Origin of the sequence: Pseudomonas sp. LS-2, from assembly GCF_003605735.1 — a bacterium.
Lineage (GTDB): Bacteria > Pseudomonadota > Gammaproteobacteria > Pseudomonadales > Pseudomonadaceae > Aquipseudomonas.
The window spans coordinates 191,513-208,715 of the sequence record NZ_QXTJ01000008.1; the positions used below are offsets into that span (position 1 = coordinate 191,513).

Genomic DNA, 17,203 nt, shown 5'->3' on the forward strand with positions numbered 1-17,203 from the left:
TGGAGGGTGGGAACGATCAGGAAAATTATCAGCGCTTGTGGAACACGTCAGGTGGAAGTGGCACCAGCTTTTGATTCTGGCCGAAGGCCGTGGGAGCCGGCTTGCTGGCGAATGCGGATTCAAGTCCGCCACCAGCGGCAAGCCGAAAGGCTACAGAAGGAGTTGCGTCGTGGATCTGGCGGTTGGAACGTCAGATCACTCCTTCACGTCCATGAACTCCTTTGCCCACGCCACGTAGCTTTCCGGCAGGGTGTAGGTGTGGGTCAGCTCGGTGGCGTTGAGGTTTTCAGTGCTGCGCGTGATCTGGCGCTGGGCGCGAAGGCTGTCGTAGGTCGCCTTGATCGATGCGAAGTAAGCGGCATGGCCGGCCACGATAATCCGCACACCCAAGTCCGCCAGGCGCTGACTGTCGTTGAGTTTGGGATTGCCGTACGTCACCAGCATCAGCGGCACGCTGAGCTTTTCCGAAATCTGCTCCAGGTGCTCGAAATCCCTGATGCCCACGATGCAGATACCGTCGGCGCCCGCTTTTTCGTACGCCTGAGTGCGCTCGATGATGTCCTGCACCGGCAATACGCCGGCATTGGTGCGAGCGATGATCGACAGCTCGGGATCGACACGCGCTTCAAGGGCGGCGCGGACCTTGCCGATGCCTTCTTCGATGGTGATCAGGTCGGTGGATTTGCGACCGAACTGCGCGGGCAGCAGCGTATCTTCAATCGTCAGCGCCGCAACCCCGGCGCGCTCCAGCTCTTCCACCGTGCGCATGACGTTCAGCGCATTGCCATAGCCATGATCGGCATCGGCGATGAAGGGCAGTTGCGCAACGCGACCGATGCGGGTGGCCTGCTCGACGAACTCGCTCAGCGTGATCAGCGCGAAGTCCGGCGCTGCCAGCACCTGCAGCGAGGCAACGGAGCCACCGAGGATACCGACCTCGAAACCCAGATCAGCGGCGATGCGTGCCGACATCGGGTCAAAAACGGAAGCCGTTTCGAAACAGGCCTTGGCGGCCAGCAGTTCACGAAAATTACGGCGCAGAGCGCAATGAGAAATTCTGGACATGGCGTTTCCTGGTTCTGGCCATCATCGAAAGGAACGATCAACGCCAACACAATAACCGTGCGAGGCTACCATGCGCAAAATGCCCGCGTTATGCCGCTTCGGTATGGGATATGCCGGAATTACATGGGCGTGCGCCAGGGTGGTGCAAACGATTGCGCATGATGAGCGCCTGAGGTTGCAGAAGCGTTGTCAATAAGGGGGGGCGGGTGCAAGAAGGGAACCGAGTGAAAAAATAACTTCGAATGCCGGGCATCTGAAACCCCACACAATTCAGCAAGCGGTTTGCTGGGAGCGAGGGCGATCGATGAAGTCGCGATGCAGGAATTGATCAATGCAGGGTCGCTACGGCATCGCACACCCGCATCTGCCTCCGGCACACCTTTTGCTTTGCTAGCCACAGGAAAATAAATAGCTAGCAATATGCATAAGGGTCCTCAACCATGCTTGCGACTTCCCCACTTGCTGTCATCACCACCCCCCACGCCGAAGCCAGTGCCGCAGGGCTGCGGATTCTTGAGGCGGGGGGGACGGCCATCGATGCGATGCTGGCGGCGAGCGCGATGCTCAGCGCTGTTTTTCCGCACATGACCGGTCTGGGTGGCGATGCGCTATGGATGATCCACGACAGTAAAGTGCGCACCATCGTGGGGATCGGGCAGGCGGGGATGCGCTTGCCTGAGGCGGGCAGTATTGGTTTGCGTGGGCCGAGTTCTGTCGCTAGCACTGCCGGTGCCCTGGCCAGTTGGCAGACGGCGGCGAACATCAGTCGGCACGAGTGGGGGTCGCGCCTGGGCTGGGCGGATCTGCTGAGTGATGCAGCGCGGGTGGCGGATCAGGGCGTAGCGGTTTCGCAATCGCAGTTGTTCTGGCAGACGCTGCGTCAACCGTTGATCGAGCAACTCCCGGATCTGCACGCTCTTTGCAAAACTGACGGGCGCTGGATGCAGGAAGGCGATGTGTTGCGTCAGCCCGAGCTGGCCAATACGTTGCGGCATCTGGCGCGTCATGGGGTTGAGGATTTCTATCGAGGCGAGTTGGCGGATGCGTTCGGCGAAGCGTTCGTGCGTCTTGGGTGCGGGTTAAGCAAATCCGACCTGCGGGCGACTCATGCCCCGGAGGTCGCGCCGATTTCGGTGCCTTATCGTCAGGGCCGGTTGTTCAACGTGGCACCGCCAAGTCAGGGGCTTTATACCCTGCAGGCCATGGCGTCCTTGCAGCACAAACCGTTGGCCGGGATCGGCAATGGCAGCGCGGCCTACTATCACCTCTTGGTCGAGGCGATCAAACAGGGCCTGTTGCGTCGCAACGCCGAACTCTGCGATCCGTCCCGCAGCGGCTGGGATTTCGCCGCGAGCCTGTCCCCGCAAAGTATCGAGCGCTACGCCGCCGCAATCGACGATCAGCGTGCCGCGCCCTGGAACGAGCCGGGGCGTCCGGCCGACACCATCTGGATGGCGGCCACCGATTCCGAGGGCCGGACGGCGTGTCTGATCCAGAGCCTGTTCCACGATTTCGGTTCGGGCTGCATCCTTGGCGACACCGGCGTGCTCTGGCAGAACCGCGCGGCCGGTTTCAACGCCGATCCCGAGCACGTCAACGGCTGGGCCCCCGGCAAGCGTCCGGCGCACACGCTCAATCCCTCCTGCTATCTGGCCGATGACGGGCGTCGGTTCTTCTTCGGCACTCAGGGTGGCGACGGTCAGCCGCAGACGCAGATGGTCCTGGCAACGCAGTTGATCGACTACCGCCAGCCCATCGACCGTGCGTTGCGCATGCCGCGCTTCTTGCTCGGACGCAGCTTTTTCGACAGCACCGACAACCTGAAACTTGAACGCGATATCAGCCCCGACAGCGCTGTGGGCCTGGCGGAACTGGGCCATGAGGTCGAACTGATCCCCGCACAGAGCCCGATGACCGGCCACGCCGGGATCATCAGTATCGACCGTGACGGCACCCGCCACGCGATGCACGATCCTCGTGGCGAAGGCGTCGGGCTGGGGCTGCAGGTCTGATGGCGAGGTCGTTGCACGCCGGGTTTGCCGTGCCTCGGGCGCTGGCGGATAATGCCGCCCGTTGCCCGCCCGTCAGTACGGCGTGGCTGGCAGAAGGTCTACTGCAGAATTGAGGAATGGATGGGCTTGAGCACTGTCACCGCCAAACAGCTTGAGGTACAGCGCATCGTCGATGCGCTGTACAAGGCCATCGCCCAGCATCGCCTGCCGCCCGGCACGCGATTGATCGAAGCGCAGATCGTCGAAACCCTGCAAGCCAACCGCAACCATGTGCAGGCGGCGTTGCAGCGTCTGGCGTTGCAGAAGGTCGTGACCATCGAGGCCAATCGCGGCGCGATGGTGTCGCAGCCGACGGCCAAGGAAGCGCGGGATATCTTCAGCGCGCGGCGGGCCATCGAGCGGGCGATCGTCGAGTCCATCACCCCTGCGATCATGCGCAAGCAGCGCCAGCGCATCGCCACTCACATGAACAACGAACGCAAGGCGACCAACGACACGGATCGCCGGGCCATCGTGCGTGAGTTGAGCGAGTTCCACCTCATGCTCGGCGCGATCTGCGGCAACAGCGTGCTCAGCGATATTCTCGGCAACCTGATGGTGCGCAGTTCGTTGATCGTCGCGCTGTACCAGCGTAACGACGTGCCTTCATGTGCCTCGGACGAACACCAGCAGATCATCACCGCCCTTGAAGAGGGCGATCATGAGAAGGCCGTGGCCGTGATGATCGAGCATCTGGATGAACTGGAAGAGCAGTTGGCGCTGGAAGCCGCAGCGCCTGCCGAGTTCAATCTCAAGCAGGCGTTGAGCGACTGACTTTAGTCCTGCCAGTCCCCGTGGGAAGGTTCTGAGGATACAAGGGCCGCGAACCGGGGCTGCTCACCCCCTTGGCGGACGTCGTCCCCTCCGACTGCGCCCACAGGATCGGTGCCGACCTCATGGGCGTGGTCATCATTCAGGCGCAAGCAATCTGCCTTGCGGCCTTTCAAACGTGCGCCTCCCGCGTTTATAGCCCATCACCGGCGCGCTGATTTCAGCGATCACCGCCGCAGGCGACGGGGCGTCGAAGACGATGAAGTCCGCATCGCAACCCGGCGTCAGACCGTAGTTTTTCAGGCGCAACATCCGCGCCGATTCGCTCGACACCCAGGCCATGCATTGCAGCAATTCACTCGTCGTGCCCATCTGACTGACGTTGGCGAACAGGTTCGCCTGGCGCACCAGCGAGGCGTCGCCATAGGGCGTGAACGGGTTGCCGACGTTGTTGGTTGACACCGAGCAGGTCACCCCGCAGGCATGCAAATGGTTGAGCGGCGCCACGCCTCGCGGCTTGTTATGGAAATGCTCGCGGCCGGTGAGAAACAGATCGGTGCTCGGCAGGCAGGTCACTTGCACGCCAGCCTCGGCAAGACGTATACCCAGGCCGATCAGCGCTTCCATCGGCAACGCCGACAGCTTGGTGACGTGGCCGACCGTCACACGCCCGCCCCAGTTGTGCTGTTGCGTACAGCGCGCCACGTGCTCGATGGTCATGCCTTCCGGATTGAGGTCGAAATCCAGGTGCACGTCCAGGTCGCAGTCGTATTCCACCGCCAGCTCGAACAGCCGGTCGATCTGGCCCAGCGGATCGCTGTCGGTGTAAGGGCAACCGCCCAATACCGTCGCGCCGTTCTCCAGACCGTACCGTAGCAACGCCTCGGTGCCGGGATTATTCAGCATCCCTTCCTGGGGAAAGACGCAGATGTCCAGCGTGATCGCCCACGCGTAATCCGCCTGCAAACGGCGGACAGCGTTGAAGCCGATCAGGCCGATCTGCGGATCCAGTTCGACGTGGGTGCGCATGTGCGTCGTGCCTTGCACAATCGCTTTGTCCAGCACCTGCGCGCCACGTTGATAGACATCCTGCTCGGTGAATTCAGCCTTGGCGGCGCGGGTCTGTTGCACGGCTTCAGCCAGGGTGCCGGCTTGCAACTGGCAACGCTGCATGATGCAGGCTTTGTCCAGGTGAATGTGGGTTTCGATCAGCCCCGGCAACAGCAGTCGTCCCTCGAGGTCCAGGTGTTCACAGTCTCCGGTATCGCGACTGAGGGCCGCGACGAAGCGACCGTTTTCCACGTACAGCGTGGTGGGGGCGAGGTCGTTGCCCACCCGGGCGTTGCTGATGATCAGGGCGCTCATGCGCACGCTCCTTCACCCAGATACGCGGCAGCCAATTCGGTGTCTTCACGCAGTTCGGCAGCGCTGCCGGACTTGATCACGCAGCCGGTTTCCAGCACGTAGGCGCGGTCGGCGACTTGCAGAGCGAGGTTGGCCATCTGGTCCACCAGCAGCAGGGTCACGCCTTCATCACGCAACGCAGCGAGGGCGTCGTACAGCTCGCCGATCATCGACGGCGAAAGGCCCAGGGACGGTTCGTCGAGCAGCAGGATTTTCGGTTTGGCCATCAAGCCGCGACCGACCGCGACCATCTGTTGCTCACCCCCGGACAACAAACCGGCGGCGCTGTCGATGCGATCGCGCAGACGAGGGAAACGCTTGAGGATCGCTTCGATTTCGGCGTCTGCGTCGAACGCATCGCGACGCGAATAGCCACCCAGCAGCAGGTTGTCGCGCACGCTCAGATACGGGAACACCTGACGCCCTTCGGGCACCAGCGCCAGACCCTGTCCGGCAATGTTGCTGGCGCTGGCCTGTTCGATGTTTTCGTTGTCCAGCAGAATGCTGCCGCCCGACGCCCGATGCAGCCCGGCGAGGCATTGCAGGATGCTGGATTTGCCCGCGCCGTTGGCACCCAGTATCGCCACCAGCTCGCCGGGATTGACCACCAGATTGACCTTGTTCACCACCGGAGCGGCGCCGTAATCGATCACCAGATCCTTCACGTACAGACGCGCATCGTGGCTGCCATCCCAGGCTTCATTCCGTGGCGTGGCCTGGTACTCGGTGCCGCCCAGATAGGCTGCGATCACGCGCTCGTTCTGCTGAACTTCGGCAGGCGTACCAACAGTAATCGGCTTGCCTGCGTCGAGCACCAACAGGCGCTCGGACACGGCCATGACCAGCGCCATGTCGTGCTCCACCAGAATCACCGTCAGACCGAAACCCGCCAGTTGGCGCAGCAGCATCGCCAGCGCATCGGTGTCGCGGCGGCTAAGACCGGCAGCCGGTTCGTCCAGCAACAACACCGAAGGCGCCGTGGCCAGGGCCCGGGCGATTTCCACCAGGCGGCGGTCGACGTGGGGTAAGTCCTCCGCGGGAATGTTCACCGCCCCGCGATAGCCCACCAGCGCCAGCAGGTCCAGTGCCAACGCGCGCTGGGCGGCACTCGAGCGACTGAAGATAAAACCCAGCCGACCTTTCTGCATCGCCACCAGCACGTTGTCCAGCACCGACATCTCGCCGAACAATTGGGTGGTCTGATAGGTGCGGGCGATCCCGGCGCGGGCGGTTTTCCACGCAGGCAGACCGGCCAGCGGTTGGTCGAGTTCGATCTGGCCGCTGTCAGGGGTATAGAAACCGCTGATCATGTTCAGCACCGTGGTTTTACCCGCACCGTTCGGGCCAATGATGCTGGTGATGCTGCCGGCCGGCGCATGCAGGCTCACGCCTTGCGCTGCCTGCACGCCGCCGAAACGGATGCCGATGTCGCGAATGTGCAGGCCTTGGGCGCCGGTGCGATGACTCAGATAGTCGGCGATGCGCTTCTGATCGATCCGGCTCGGCGGGGTGAGCGGCGTCGGTTTGATCCAGCGGCGGGCCAGGGCGCCGAGCAATCCATTGGGAGCGATCCACAGCACCACCAGCAACAGCACCGAGAAAATCAGCAGCCGGTATTCGGCGAAGTCCGACAGCAACTCCGGCACCAGCACGATCAGCAAGGCGCCGAGCACCGGGCCGAACAGCGTGCCGCTGCCACCGACGATCACCGCCAGCACGAACAGGATCGACTGCGAGAACGGGAAGGACTCAGGGTTGATGAACATCAGCAGTGGCGACAGCAGGGCGCCCGCCAGCCCGGTCAGCAGCGCCGACAGGGCGAAGGCCAGTGTCTTGCTGAGCACCGGGTTGAAGCCCAGCGAGCGCGCTGCGATTTCCGAGGCCTTCACGGCACGCATGGCCTTGCCCCAACCGCTGTGGTGCAGGCGTTGATAGAACGCCAACGCGGCGATCATCAGACCCGTGGCGATCAATGCCAGCAGAATCGAGGGGTCAATGTCGGCCAGTTCCGGCAGCGGAATGCCCATCAGGCCATTGGAGCCACCGGTGACATCGCGCCATTCGATCAGGCTGTGATGCACGACGAAGGAGAATGCGATGGTGATCATCGCCAGATACGGCCCCGTGACACGCAATGCCGGAATCGCCAGCAATGCACCAACTGCACCGGCCACCACGCCAGCAGCCGGAACCGCCAGCCACAACGGCAGGCCTGCGAGGGTCATCAGCGCCGAGATGTAGGCGCCGATGGCGTAGAACGCGATGTGGCCGAAGGAGATCTGACCGCTCAAGCCGATCAGCACGTTGAGTCCGACACCGACCACTGCGGCCAGCGCGCACAGGGTAAAAACCAGAAGCGAATAACTGTCGAGCAGAAAAACGGCGGCCACGCTGAACAGCGCCAGCACGGCGATGGAAACGGGGCCGAGAAGGGTCTTGATGTCTTTCATACTTTCACCAGTGCCTGGCTGCCGAACAGACCGTTAGGGCGAATCGCCAGGGCGAGGATCACCAGCGCGAAGGTCAATATCTGGGTGAACGCCGAGCCGAAATACAGGGTGACCAACGCTTCGGTCAGGCCGAACAACAACCCGGCGCCGAACACGCCGCCGGCGCTGGAGATGCCGCCGAGGATCGCCACGGCGAAGGCCTTCAGGCCAAACAACATGCCCATCTCGGCGTTGACGCTGAACAGCGGCGCAATCAGCAGGCCCGCCACGGCGGCGAACACGGTGGAAATCGCGAAGGCGATGGCAACCACGCGATTGACGTTGATGCCCATCAGCATCGCCGCCTTGGGGTTCTGCACGCAGGCTTCCAGCACCTTGCCCAACCGCGTGTAGCGACGCACCAGAAACAGCGCCAGGGCGATGGCCGCGCCGATCAGCGGAATCAACAATTGCAGGGCGCCGATGCCGTTGCCGAACAGCTCGACCTTCAGATTGACCAGACTGCTCTCGAACTGACGCGGCTCCTTGCCGAAGGTGAACAGCGCCAGGTTGTCCACCAGAATCCCGCCCGCCACCGTCGCCATCAGCCACGCCTGGGAGCCACGGCTGTGGAACGGGCGCACCAGCCAGCGCTCGATCACCAGGCCGTAAAGCGCGCTAAGCAACAGGGTCAGCGGCAAGGCCAGCCACAGCGACAGGCCCCAGGTGATACACAGGGTGTAGCCGATTACGGCACCGACCATCATGGCGCTGCCCTGGGCAAAATTGACCGTGCGTGAAACCACGTAGGTCAGGTGAAAGCCCAGCGCGAGCAGGGCGTACATGCTGCCCAGGCCGAGGCCGGTGACGATGGCGGCGGTGAACATGGCGTGATTCCTTAGTGCGTGCGAAACGGTTCGGTCAAAACGTCGATCGGGCTCGGGGCGTGCTGCCTCAGGGTTTGAGCGGCACGATCTGATCGCCGACGAAATGGGTGAACACGTAGTCGTTCGGCCCCAGCGCGTCGTGCTTCTGCGCCGTGAACGGCTGCTTGTAGTCCTTGATCAGGCCGTCGTATTCGGTGATCCCGTAGAAACCGTCGCGCACTGCCTTGCCGTCGGTATTGCCGGCTTTCTCGATGGCCAGCGCGCTGAGGTGCAGGGCGTCGTAGGCGTTGGCGATGCCGACCGCGGGCGTGACGTCCGCCAGGGTCTTGATTTGCGGGTACGCGGTTTTCAACGAAGTGAGCAGGGCGTCGCCCTTGGCGTTGTTGTGCTCGGTGAACACGTAGGTCTGGATGAAGTGAACACGCGAAGCGCTCGGTCCGGCCAGCTCACCGAAACGCCCGCCAGCCGGGCCCCAGTGCGAGACCACCGGCACGTCCCAGCCCATGCGGTCCAGGGACTTGACCACCTGTGCCGAAGGGCCGACGTTGCCGACCATCAACAGGGTGTCGGCACCGGCGTTTTTCAGACGGGTCAGCTGGGGGACGACGTCCAGGTCGCTGTCCTGTATGCGCTCGACACCGGCGTTTTCCAGCCCGCGTTTTTCCAGGGCGCGCTTGAAGCCGGCTTCGTTGGATTCACCCCACGGGTTGTTGATGAGGATCATGCCCGGCTTCTTCATGCCCTGATCGACGCCGTATTTCACCAACGCTTCGTCTACCAGTTCGTCCACGGCCGAGACGCGGAACACGTAGTTATCCGCTGCGCCGTTTTCGGTGATCTTGGTGCCCGCCGCCCAGATGCCCATGAACGGCGTTTTCAGCTGGTTCGCCAAAGGCACGATGGCCAGCGACACCGGCGTGTCGAGACCGCCGAACAGGACCGTGACTTTCTCCCGCTGAATCAGCTCGCGGGCCGCCAGCATGCCTTTGGACGGATTGCTTTCGTCGTCGCGGCGTACCAGTTCCAGCGGACGTCCCAGGACACCGCCCTTGGCGTTGACTTCGTCGATGGCCATGGTCAGGCCTCGGGTCAGCGCCTCACCGGATTTTGCCGATTGCCCGGACAATGCAGCCACCAGACCGACCTTGATCGGCGGTTCGGCAGCCTGCGCACCGGCGCAAATGGCGAGCGTGAGTGAGAAGGCCGCAGCCACGGGAAACAACAGACGCTGCACGTCTGGACGCTGTAAGGACATGGGTAACGCTCCTGATTGCTAGCACTTGTAAATTTATTGCTAGCAAGTAGGATGCCAGTCCGGGAACGCTTTAAACGCGCGTGTTGCTGCCGGAATGGCCAGTGATTTCGCTCCAATTTAAGGCGCTTTGCACCACGTAGATGCATGCGGCCCGGTACGGGTCATCATTGAGTCAGGAGAGCGGGTTATGTCCGAAGTGAATAAAGACGTGCAGATTGTTAGCAATTTTCTGGAAGCTTCCATGGCACCGGACCCTGTCCGCGCCGCGACCTTCATGAGCGATGACGTGAAGATCACCTTCACCGGTGGCCGACCCATGCCCGATCCGCAGACCATCACCGCTTTCAACGGTGCGCGCTATGCGTGGGTCAAGAAGGCCCTGGGCAATTTCGACTGGATGGATCGCGGTGACCATACCGTGGTGTATTCCAACGGCACCCTGTACGGCGAATGGCCGGACGGCCGCAGTTTTTCCGGCAACCGCTACCTGGACCGCTTCGAAGTGCGCAACGGCAAGATCACCCGGATGGACGTCTGGAACGACAGCGCCGAGTGGATGCTGATGCCGGAGATCGCCAAGGCTTGAGGGTCACACCTGGACCAAGGACACCAAAGCCGGTGACACCAGCGGCGATGGCTTCAAGGACATGTGGAAAGTCGCCAAGCCATAAAAATATTTTTCTCGCCTGCGAACGCTCCGGTGGCTGGCCGCAAACCCGCACACCAGAGCGTTTTTTTGTGCCTGGACGTCGAGTTTCATGGCGGCGATTTCGTCGGCGGAGCAAAGCAAGCGCTTGCGTGAATCGTTTCAGCGGATCTAAAGTCCAGTTCAACCGTTCTCACTCAAAGCGGTTCCGAGCGTCGTCCATCACGAGACGGCCCCAGCATAAAAACAAGAAATCTCGAGGGTCCACATGAACAGCTTGCCTGCTCTGATTCCGCGCGCTTTCACGGTGTGGATATCGCTTCTGACACCTGTTTCGGTCGCTCGACCATGAGCGCCGTTCTTTCCGAATCCCCCGTGCCCGTGCTGGAAATGAGCGCCATTTCCAAGACCTTCAATGGCCTGCGCGTGCTGAAAAATGTCGCGCTCAAGGTTTACGCCGGTGAAGTCCATGCATTGATGGGCGAGAACGGTGCCGGCAAATCGACCCTGATGAAAATCCTCTCTGGGGCCTATCAGGCCGATGCCGGTGGCGAGGTTCGTATCGGCGGTCAGGCGCTGGCAGCGTTCGATCCATTGACCGCCAAAGCGCAGGGTATCGCCGTGATCTATCAGGAGCTGAGCCTGTGCCCAAACCTGAGTGTCGCCGAGAACATCTATCTCGGGCGCGAGCTGCGTCGCGGCTGGAGCATCGACCGCAAGGCGATGGAGGCCGGTTGCGTTGATGTGCTCTCACGGTTGGGCGCCGATTTCAAACCTTCGACCAAGGTCAGCGTGCTGTCGATTGCCGAACGGCAACTGGTGGAAATCGCCCGCGCATTGCATGCCAACGCCAAAATCCTGGTGATGGACGAGCCGACCACGCCACTGTCCTCCCGGGAAACCGACCGCCTGTTCGCGCTCATCAAACAGCTGCGCGATCAGGGTCTGGCGATCATCTACATCAGCCACCGGATGGCTGAAATCTACGAGTTGTCCGACCGCGTGTCGGTGCTGCGCGATGGCGAATACGTTGGCATGCTCGAGCGTGACGGGCTGTCGGCGGATGCGCTGGTGAAGATGATGGTCGGCCGCGACCTGTCCGGATTCTACAAAAAAGAGCACGCGCCTTATGACCCCGGCGAGGTGGTCATGCGGGTGCGCGACATGGCTGACGGCAAGCGTGTGAAGCCTTGCAGTTTCGATTTGCACGCGGGCGAGGTGCTGGGTATCGCCGGGTTGGTCGGAGCAGGGCGCACGGAACTGGCGCGGCTGATTTTCGCCGCCGACGCGCGCACCTCCGGCACGCTCGAAGTCGCTGGAAAGGCCGTCGCCCAATTGCGCAACCCCACCGATGCGATTCGGGCTGGCGTGGTTTACCTCACTGAAGATCGCAAGGCTCAGGGGCTGTTTCTGGACATGAGCGTTCGCGACAACATCAACGTTTGCGCCTGCGTGCCCGATGCTCATGCCGGTGGTGTGCTCGACCGGGGACGCGGCGCGCAGCGCGCGGTGGAGGCGATTCGCTCGCTGTCGATCCGCGTGGCGTCGGGCAGGGTCAACGTGGGTGCGCTGTCTGGCGGCAATCAACAGAAAGTCCTGCTGGCGCGGCTGCTGGAGGTCAAACCTCATGTGCTGATTCTCGACGAACCGACGCGCGGCGTGGACATCGGGTCGAAGTCGGAAATCTACCGAATCATCAACGAACTGGCCAAGGCCGGGGTGGGCATCGTGGTGATTTCCAGCGAACTGCCGGAGATCATCGGCACCTGCGACCGCGTGTTGATCATGCGCGAGGGCCAGTTGGTCGCGCAGGTCGGCGGCGCGTCGGGGCATGAAATCTCTCAGGAGCGGATCATCGATCTGGCGACTGGGGGTGAGCAGGTGGTGATCGCTCATGTCTAGCACGCTGGCTCAAGAACACATTCAACCCTGTAGGAGCGCGCTTGCCCGCGATTGCGGTGTGTCAGGTGGCGCATGTGCGAATGACCTGCCGCAATCGCGGGCAAGCGCGCTCCTACAGGTATCGCAACCGTCCAATAACAATAAGAAGGAAACCAGGCCATGAGTCTGACCCTGGAAAATTCGCCGAGCGTGGCGGCCATCAGCAAGCGCGAACGCATGCGCGAATGGATGCGGACCCTCGGCATGTTGCCGGTGCTGGTGTTGTTGCTGGTGGGCTTCGCGCTGATGACCGACAGCTTCATGACCCTGCAGAACCTGTCGATCATCACCCAGCAGGCGTCCGTCAATGTGGTGCTGGCGGCGGGCATGACGTTCGTGATTCTCACGGCCGGTATCGACCTTTCGGTGGGAGCGATTCTTGCCGCCTCTGCGGGGGTCGCCTTGCAGGCCTCGATGTCGCCGCAGTGGGGCATGCTCGGCATCTTCGCCGGTGTCGGCTTCGGCCTGCTACTGGGGCTGGTCAACGGTGGCCTTATCGCCTTCATGCGTCTGCCCCCGTTCATCGTGACCCTCGGTGCACTGACGGCGATGCGTGGCCTGGCGCGGCTGCTGGCCGATGACAAAACCGTGTTCAACCCCGACTTGCCGTTCGCGTTCATCGGCAACGATTCGGTGCTGGGCGTGCCTTGGCTGGTGATCATTGCGGTCGCGGTGATCGGCATCTCCTGGTTCATTTTGCGCCGCACGGTGATGGGCGTTCAGATCTACTCGGTGGGCGGCAACCCCGAGGCTGCGCGGCTTTCCGGGATCAAGGTGTGGAAGGTCTTGCTGTTCGTGTATGCCGTCTCCGGCGCGCTGGCCGGGCTGGGGGCGGTGATGAGCGCATCCCGTCTGTTTGCGGCCAACGGCTTGCAGTTGGGGCAGTCCTACGAGCTGGACGCCATCGCTGCGGTGATCCTCGGCGGCACCAGCTTCACCGGAGGCGTCGGCACCATCGGTGGCACGCTGATCGGGGCGCTGATCATTGCGGTCCTCACCAACGGACTGGTGTTGCTCGGCGTCTCGGACATCTGGCAGTACATCATCAAAGGCATCGTGATCATCGGCGCGGTGGCGCTGGACCGCTATCGCCAGTCCGGTGCGCGGACCTGATTCGCCGGTATCCGGCCTCTGACCCGTAGCCGCCCGGCCGGACGGCTACAGCGCTTCGGGCATCGAACACCCTGCGTTCAACAATAATCACAAGAGAGAAATCATGAACTTCAAACGCAAATTCCCTGCTGTCGTATCCCTGTGCCTGGCCGCGCTGTTGTCTCAGGGCGTTCAGGCCCGTGAGCTGAAATCGGTGGGCATCAGCCTGGGGTCGTTGGGCAACCCGTATTTCGTGACCCTGGCCGATGGCGCCAAGGCCAAGGCCCTGGAAATCAACCCCAACGCCAAGGTCACCTCGGTCTCTGCCGATTACGACCTGAGCAAGCAGTTCTCGCAGATCGACAATTTCATCGCCGCTGGCGTGGACCTGATCCTGATCAACGCAGTGGACCCCAAAGCCATCGCCTCGGCAATCAAGAAAGCCCAGGCCGCCGGGATCAAGGTCGTTGCGGTCGATGTCAGCGCCGCCAACGTGGACGCCACGGTGCAGACCGACAATGTCGAAGCCGGCAAGCTGGCCTGTCAGTTCATCGTCGACAAGCTCTCCGGCAAGGGCAACGTGATTATCGAAAACGGCCCGCAAGTCACCGCCGTGACTGACCGCGTCACCGGTTGCAAATCGGCATTCGCTGCCGCCCCGGACATCAAGGTGCTCTCCGACGATCAGGATGCCAAAGGCTCTCGCGACGGCGGCCTGAATGCCATGCAGGGTTACCTGACGCGCTTCCCGAAAATCGACGGGCTGTTCGCGATCAACGACCCGCAAGCCATCGGCAGCGACCTGGCCGCCAGGCAACTCAAACGCAGCGGCATCATCATCACCTCGGTGGACGGCGCGCCGGACATCGAACACGCGCTGAAATCGGAATCGTCGATCCAGGCCTCCGCCAGTCAGGACCCATGGGCGATGGCGCAGCAGGCGGTGGTGATCGGCAACGACCTGCTCAACGACAAGAAACCTGCCGAGGCGGTGACCCAGCTCACGCCGAAGCTGATCACCCGCGACAACATCGGCTCGTACAGCGGCTGGTCGAGCAAGCACTGATACGTCGAGAAGGGGGCAGCGCCGTGGTGAAGATGGAGGACGTGGCACGGCGGGCAAAGGTGTCGACTTCGACGGTGTCCCATGTGCTCAACGGCACGCGCAAGGTCAGCCCGGAAACGGTGGAGGCAGTGCAGCAGGCGGTCCGGGAGTTGGGCTACATCCCCAACACCCTCGCTCGCTCGCTGGCCCGTTCACGCACCAACACCATTGGTGTCGCGATTTCGGCGCTGTCCAACCACTACTTCAGCGAGACCGTGCACGCCATCGAAACCGAATGCGCGCGCCACGGCATCATGATGCTGTTCGTCGACACCCACGATGATCCCGAACAGGAACTGAACGTGGTCAAGGCGCTGCATCATCGCCGGGTCGACGGCATCCTGCTGGCCCCCTCCAGCGATCCTGCGCAAGCGGCGCTGGCGTATCTGCAGGCCAACGCCATCCCCACGGTGCTGGTCGACCGCCTGGCGACGGAGGGCTTCGACCAGGTGGGTGTGGAGAATAGCGACTCTACCCGTGAACTGGTGACGCACCTGATCGGTCACGGGCATCGGCGGGTCGGCATGATTGCCGGGCATCGCGGGCTGAGCACCACCGAAGAGCGCATCGAAGGTTATCGTCAGGCGCTTTCTCATGCAGATCTGCCGTTCGATGAGGCATTGCTGGTCAACGGCGAGTCCAACAGTGAATCGGCGCGTATTGCCGCCTCGGCACTGTTGTCTCTGCCTCATCCGCCGACGGCAATCATGGCCGCCAATAACCTGATGACCATCGGTGCCATGCATGCGCTGCGGGACGCGAAGATCGCCGTGCCGGAGCAGATGGCGCTGGTAGGGTTCGATGATTTCGACTGGGCGGATTTCTTTCTGCCGCGTTTGAGTGTGATCGCTCAGCCGGTTCAAGCGCTGGGCGAGCGTGCCGTGCAATTGTTGTTACAGCGCATCGATCATCCCGACGGGACGCGGCTGTCCGAACGTCTGGCCGCGACGTTGCGCATTCGAAATTCATGTGGATGCCCTTGAGCTCCCGCTGACAGGAACCGAACATCAATGAGTCAAGCTGTCTCGCTGGGCATCGATCTGGGTACTTCGGAACTCAAAGCCATTCTGCTCGACGCCCATGGCGCGGTATTGGCCCAGGCTGGCGCGCGACTGAATGTGACGCGCAGGCAATCGGGCTGGTCGGAGCAAAACCCGGATGACTGGTGGCAAGCGTGCCTGGCAGCGCTCGGGCAGTTGCGCAGGGATCAGCCGATGGCGTGGGAGCGTGTGTCATGCATCGGGCTGTCCGGTCAGATGCACGGCGCGGTCTTGCTCGACGCCGCCGACCAGGTTCTGTATCCGGCGATTCTCTGGGACGATTCTCGTGCGGTGGCGGAGGCCGCCCAGTTGAACCGCGACTTTGCGGAGTGTGCCGAACACACCGGCAGTCTGGCCATGGCCGGGCTGACAGCGCCGAAGCTCGTGTGGCTGCAACGGCACGAACCGCAGATTTTTGCGCGGATCCACTGCGTGCTGTCACCCAAGGATTACCTGCGTCTGTTGCTGACCGGCGAGAAAGTCAGCGACATGTCCGATGCGGCGGGGACCCTCTGGCTGGATGTGGCACGGCGCCAATGGTACGAACCGATGCTGCAGGCCACAGGGCTGACCCTGGCGCAAATGCCAGGGTTGCTGGAGGCTGATCAGGTGTCCGGTGGGCTGAGCGCTGTAGCTGCGAGGTTATCGGGATTGCCCGAACACCTGCCCGTGGCGGCCGGAGGAGGGGACAACCCGGTTTCGGCGGTGGGCATCGGCGCCATCAACGCAGGCGATGCCTTCGTCACCCTGGGCACCAGTGCGGCCATCGTCGCGATCACCGATCACGCCGCGGGTAATCCTCCGAGCGCGGTTCACAGCTTCTGTCATGCGCTGCCCCATCGCTGGTACACCATGGGCGCCATGCTCGCAGGCGCCAGTTGCCTGCGCTGGGCGACGCGGCTGTTGGGGCAGCCGGACGAACAGACATTGTTGAGCCTGGTGCAGACGCAGTTGCCCATCGATCAGCCGGTCGCGGTGACTCACCCGTTGTTTCTGCCGTATCTGGCTGGCGAACGCACACCGCACAATGACCCGCTGCTGCGCGGCGGGTTCATGAACCTGGGGCACGACACCACCCCGGCGATGCTCGGTTATGCGGTGCTGGAAGGGGTCGGTTTTGGCCTGCTGGATGCGATGTACGCCGCTTTGTCGGCCGGTGCCACGGTCAAGGCCTGCGCGTTGGTGGGCGGCGGGGCGCGCAGCGAATACTGGGCTCAGTTACTGGCCAACATCCTCGATCGCGAGGTGTATACGTTGCACGGCAGCGAGCTGAGCGCGTGCATCGGCGCGGCCAAACTGGGATTTCTGGCAATCGGGCAGGGCGCCGATCTGTTGAGCACGGGAATGCCAATCAAGGCGCGGTATAGCCCGATGGTGTCGGTGCAGGCCGCATTGCGCGCACGTTATACGAAGTTTCGCGGCTTACTGCCTGCGGCGCAGGCGCTTCATCGATGAAGCTCTGCAGGCATACAGCATCGCGCTGATGCCAGACGCAGGCGTATTGGCGAAGATCGTGC

At 62.5% G+C, this 17,203-nt stretch carries 13 protein-coding genes and 1 pseudogene; 9 read left to right on the top strand and 5 right to left on the bottom strand.

From position 1 onward, the window contains the following. Positions 1-195: 195 nt before the first annotated feature. On the bottom strand, positions 196-1,065 hold the full coding sequence (locus D3M70_RS05165) for an oxaloacetate decarboxylase (RefSeq protein ID WP_120124826.1): 870 nt from the start codon (positions 1,063-1,065) through the stop codon (positions 196-198). A gap of 440 nt (positions 1,066-1,505) precedes the next feature. Between D3M70_RS05165 and D3M70_RS05170 the strand changes: the two genes are divergently transcribed. Further along, positions 1,506-3,077 carry a gamma-glutamyltransferase family protein gene (locus D3M70_RS05170; RefSeq protein WP_120124827.1) on the top strand — a complete coding sequence of 524 codons (1,572 nt, stop codon included), beginning with the start codon at positions 1,506-1,508 and terminating at the stop codon, positions 3,075-3,077. A gap of 120 nt (positions 3,078-3,197) precedes the next feature. Further along, positions 3,198-3,890, top strand: coding sequence for a GntR family transcriptional regulator (locus D3M70_RS05175; RefSeq protein WP_120124828.1), 693 nt, complete (start codon positions 3,198-3,200; stop codon positions 3,888-3,890). A 135-nt stretch (positions 3,891-4,025) separates the two neighbouring features. Here D3M70_RS05175 and D3M70_RS05180 read toward each other — a convergent pair whose 3' ends face one another. The 4 genes from D3M70_RS05180 to D3M70_RS05195 form a co-directional block, all read right to left on the bottom strand. Next, positions 4,026-5,252, bottom strand: coding sequence for an amidohydrolase family protein (locus tag D3M70_RS05180; RefSeq protein WP_120124829.1), 1,227 nt, complete (start codon positions 5,250-5,252; stop codon positions 4,026-4,028). Beyond that, positions 5,249-7,741: an ATP-binding cassette domain-containing protein gene (locus D3M70_RS05185; RefSeq protein WP_120124830.1), complete on the bottom strand. Its 2,493-nt coding sequence runs from the start codon at positions 7,739-7,741 to the stop codon at positions 5,249-5,251. Before D3M70_RS05185 ends, D3M70_RS05180 begins: the two co-directional genes overlap by 4 nt. Then, entirely contained in the window at positions 7,738-8,607 is an 870-nt protein-coding gene (locus D3M70_RS05190) for a branched-chain amino acid ABC transporter permease (protein WP_120124831.1), read from the bottom strand. Before D3M70_RS05190 ends, D3M70_RS05185 begins: the two co-directional genes overlap by 4 nt. A 67-nt stretch (positions 8,608-8,674) precedes the next feature. Next, complete coding sequence (locus tag D3M70_RS05195; RefSeq protein WP_120124832.1) at positions 8,675-9,862, bottom strand: ABC transporter substrate-binding protein; 1,188 nt, start codon at positions 9,860-9,862, stop codon at positions 8,675-8,677. 187 nt (positions 9,863-10,049) lie between these two features. On the opposite strand from D3M70_RS05195, the gene D3M70_RS05200 reads away from it, so the two are divergent. The 7 genes and pseudogenes from D3M70_RS05200 (at position 10,050) to xylB (ending at position 17,141) form a co-directional block, all read left to right on the top strand. Further along, positions 10,050-10,448 (top strand): nuclear transport factor 2 family protein, encoded by a 399-nt coding sequence (locus tag D3M70_RS05200; RefSeq protein WP_120124833.1) that lies wholly within the window; start codon positions 10,050-10,052, stop codon positions 10,446-10,448. A 16-nt stretch (positions 10,449-10,464) separates the two neighbouring features. Continuing rightward, positions 10,465-10,533: pseudogene (locus D3M70_RS34040) on the top strand (hypothetical protein); the annotation flags it as partial. Between the two features lie 323 nt (positions 10,534-10,856). After that, positions 10,857-12,410, top strand: a complete 1,554-nt coding sequence (locus D3M70_RS05210; protein ID WP_218568403.1) for a sugar ABC transporter ATP-binding protein — start codon at positions 10,857-10,859, stop codon at positions 12,408-12,410. Between the two features lie 159 nt (positions 12,411-12,569). Next, positions 12,570-13,562: a ribose ABC transporter permease gene (locus tag D3M70_RS05215; protein ID WP_120124834.1), complete on the top strand. Its 993-nt coding sequence runs from the start codon at positions 12,570-12,572 to the stop codon at positions 13,560-13,562. Between the two features lie 103 nt (positions 13,563-13,665). After that, positions 13,666-14,607: an ABC transporter substrate-binding protein gene (locus tag D3M70_RS05220; RefSeq protein WP_120124835.1), complete on the top strand. Its 942-nt coding sequence runs from the start codon at positions 13,666-13,668 to the stop codon at positions 14,605-14,607. A gap of 23 nt (positions 14,608-14,630) precedes the next feature. Further along, entirely contained in the window at positions 14,631-15,629 is a 999-nt protein-coding gene (locus tag D3M70_RS05225) for a LacI family DNA-binding transcriptional regulator (RefSeq protein WP_120124836.1), read from the top strand. A 27-nt stretch (positions 15,630-15,656) separates the two neighbouring features. Continuing rightward, entirely contained in the window at positions 15,657-17,141 is a 1,485-nt protein-coding gene (xylB, locus tag D3M70_RS05230; RefSeq protein WP_120124837.1) for a xylulokinase, read from the top strand. Positions 17,142-17,203: the final 62 nt, after the last annotated feature.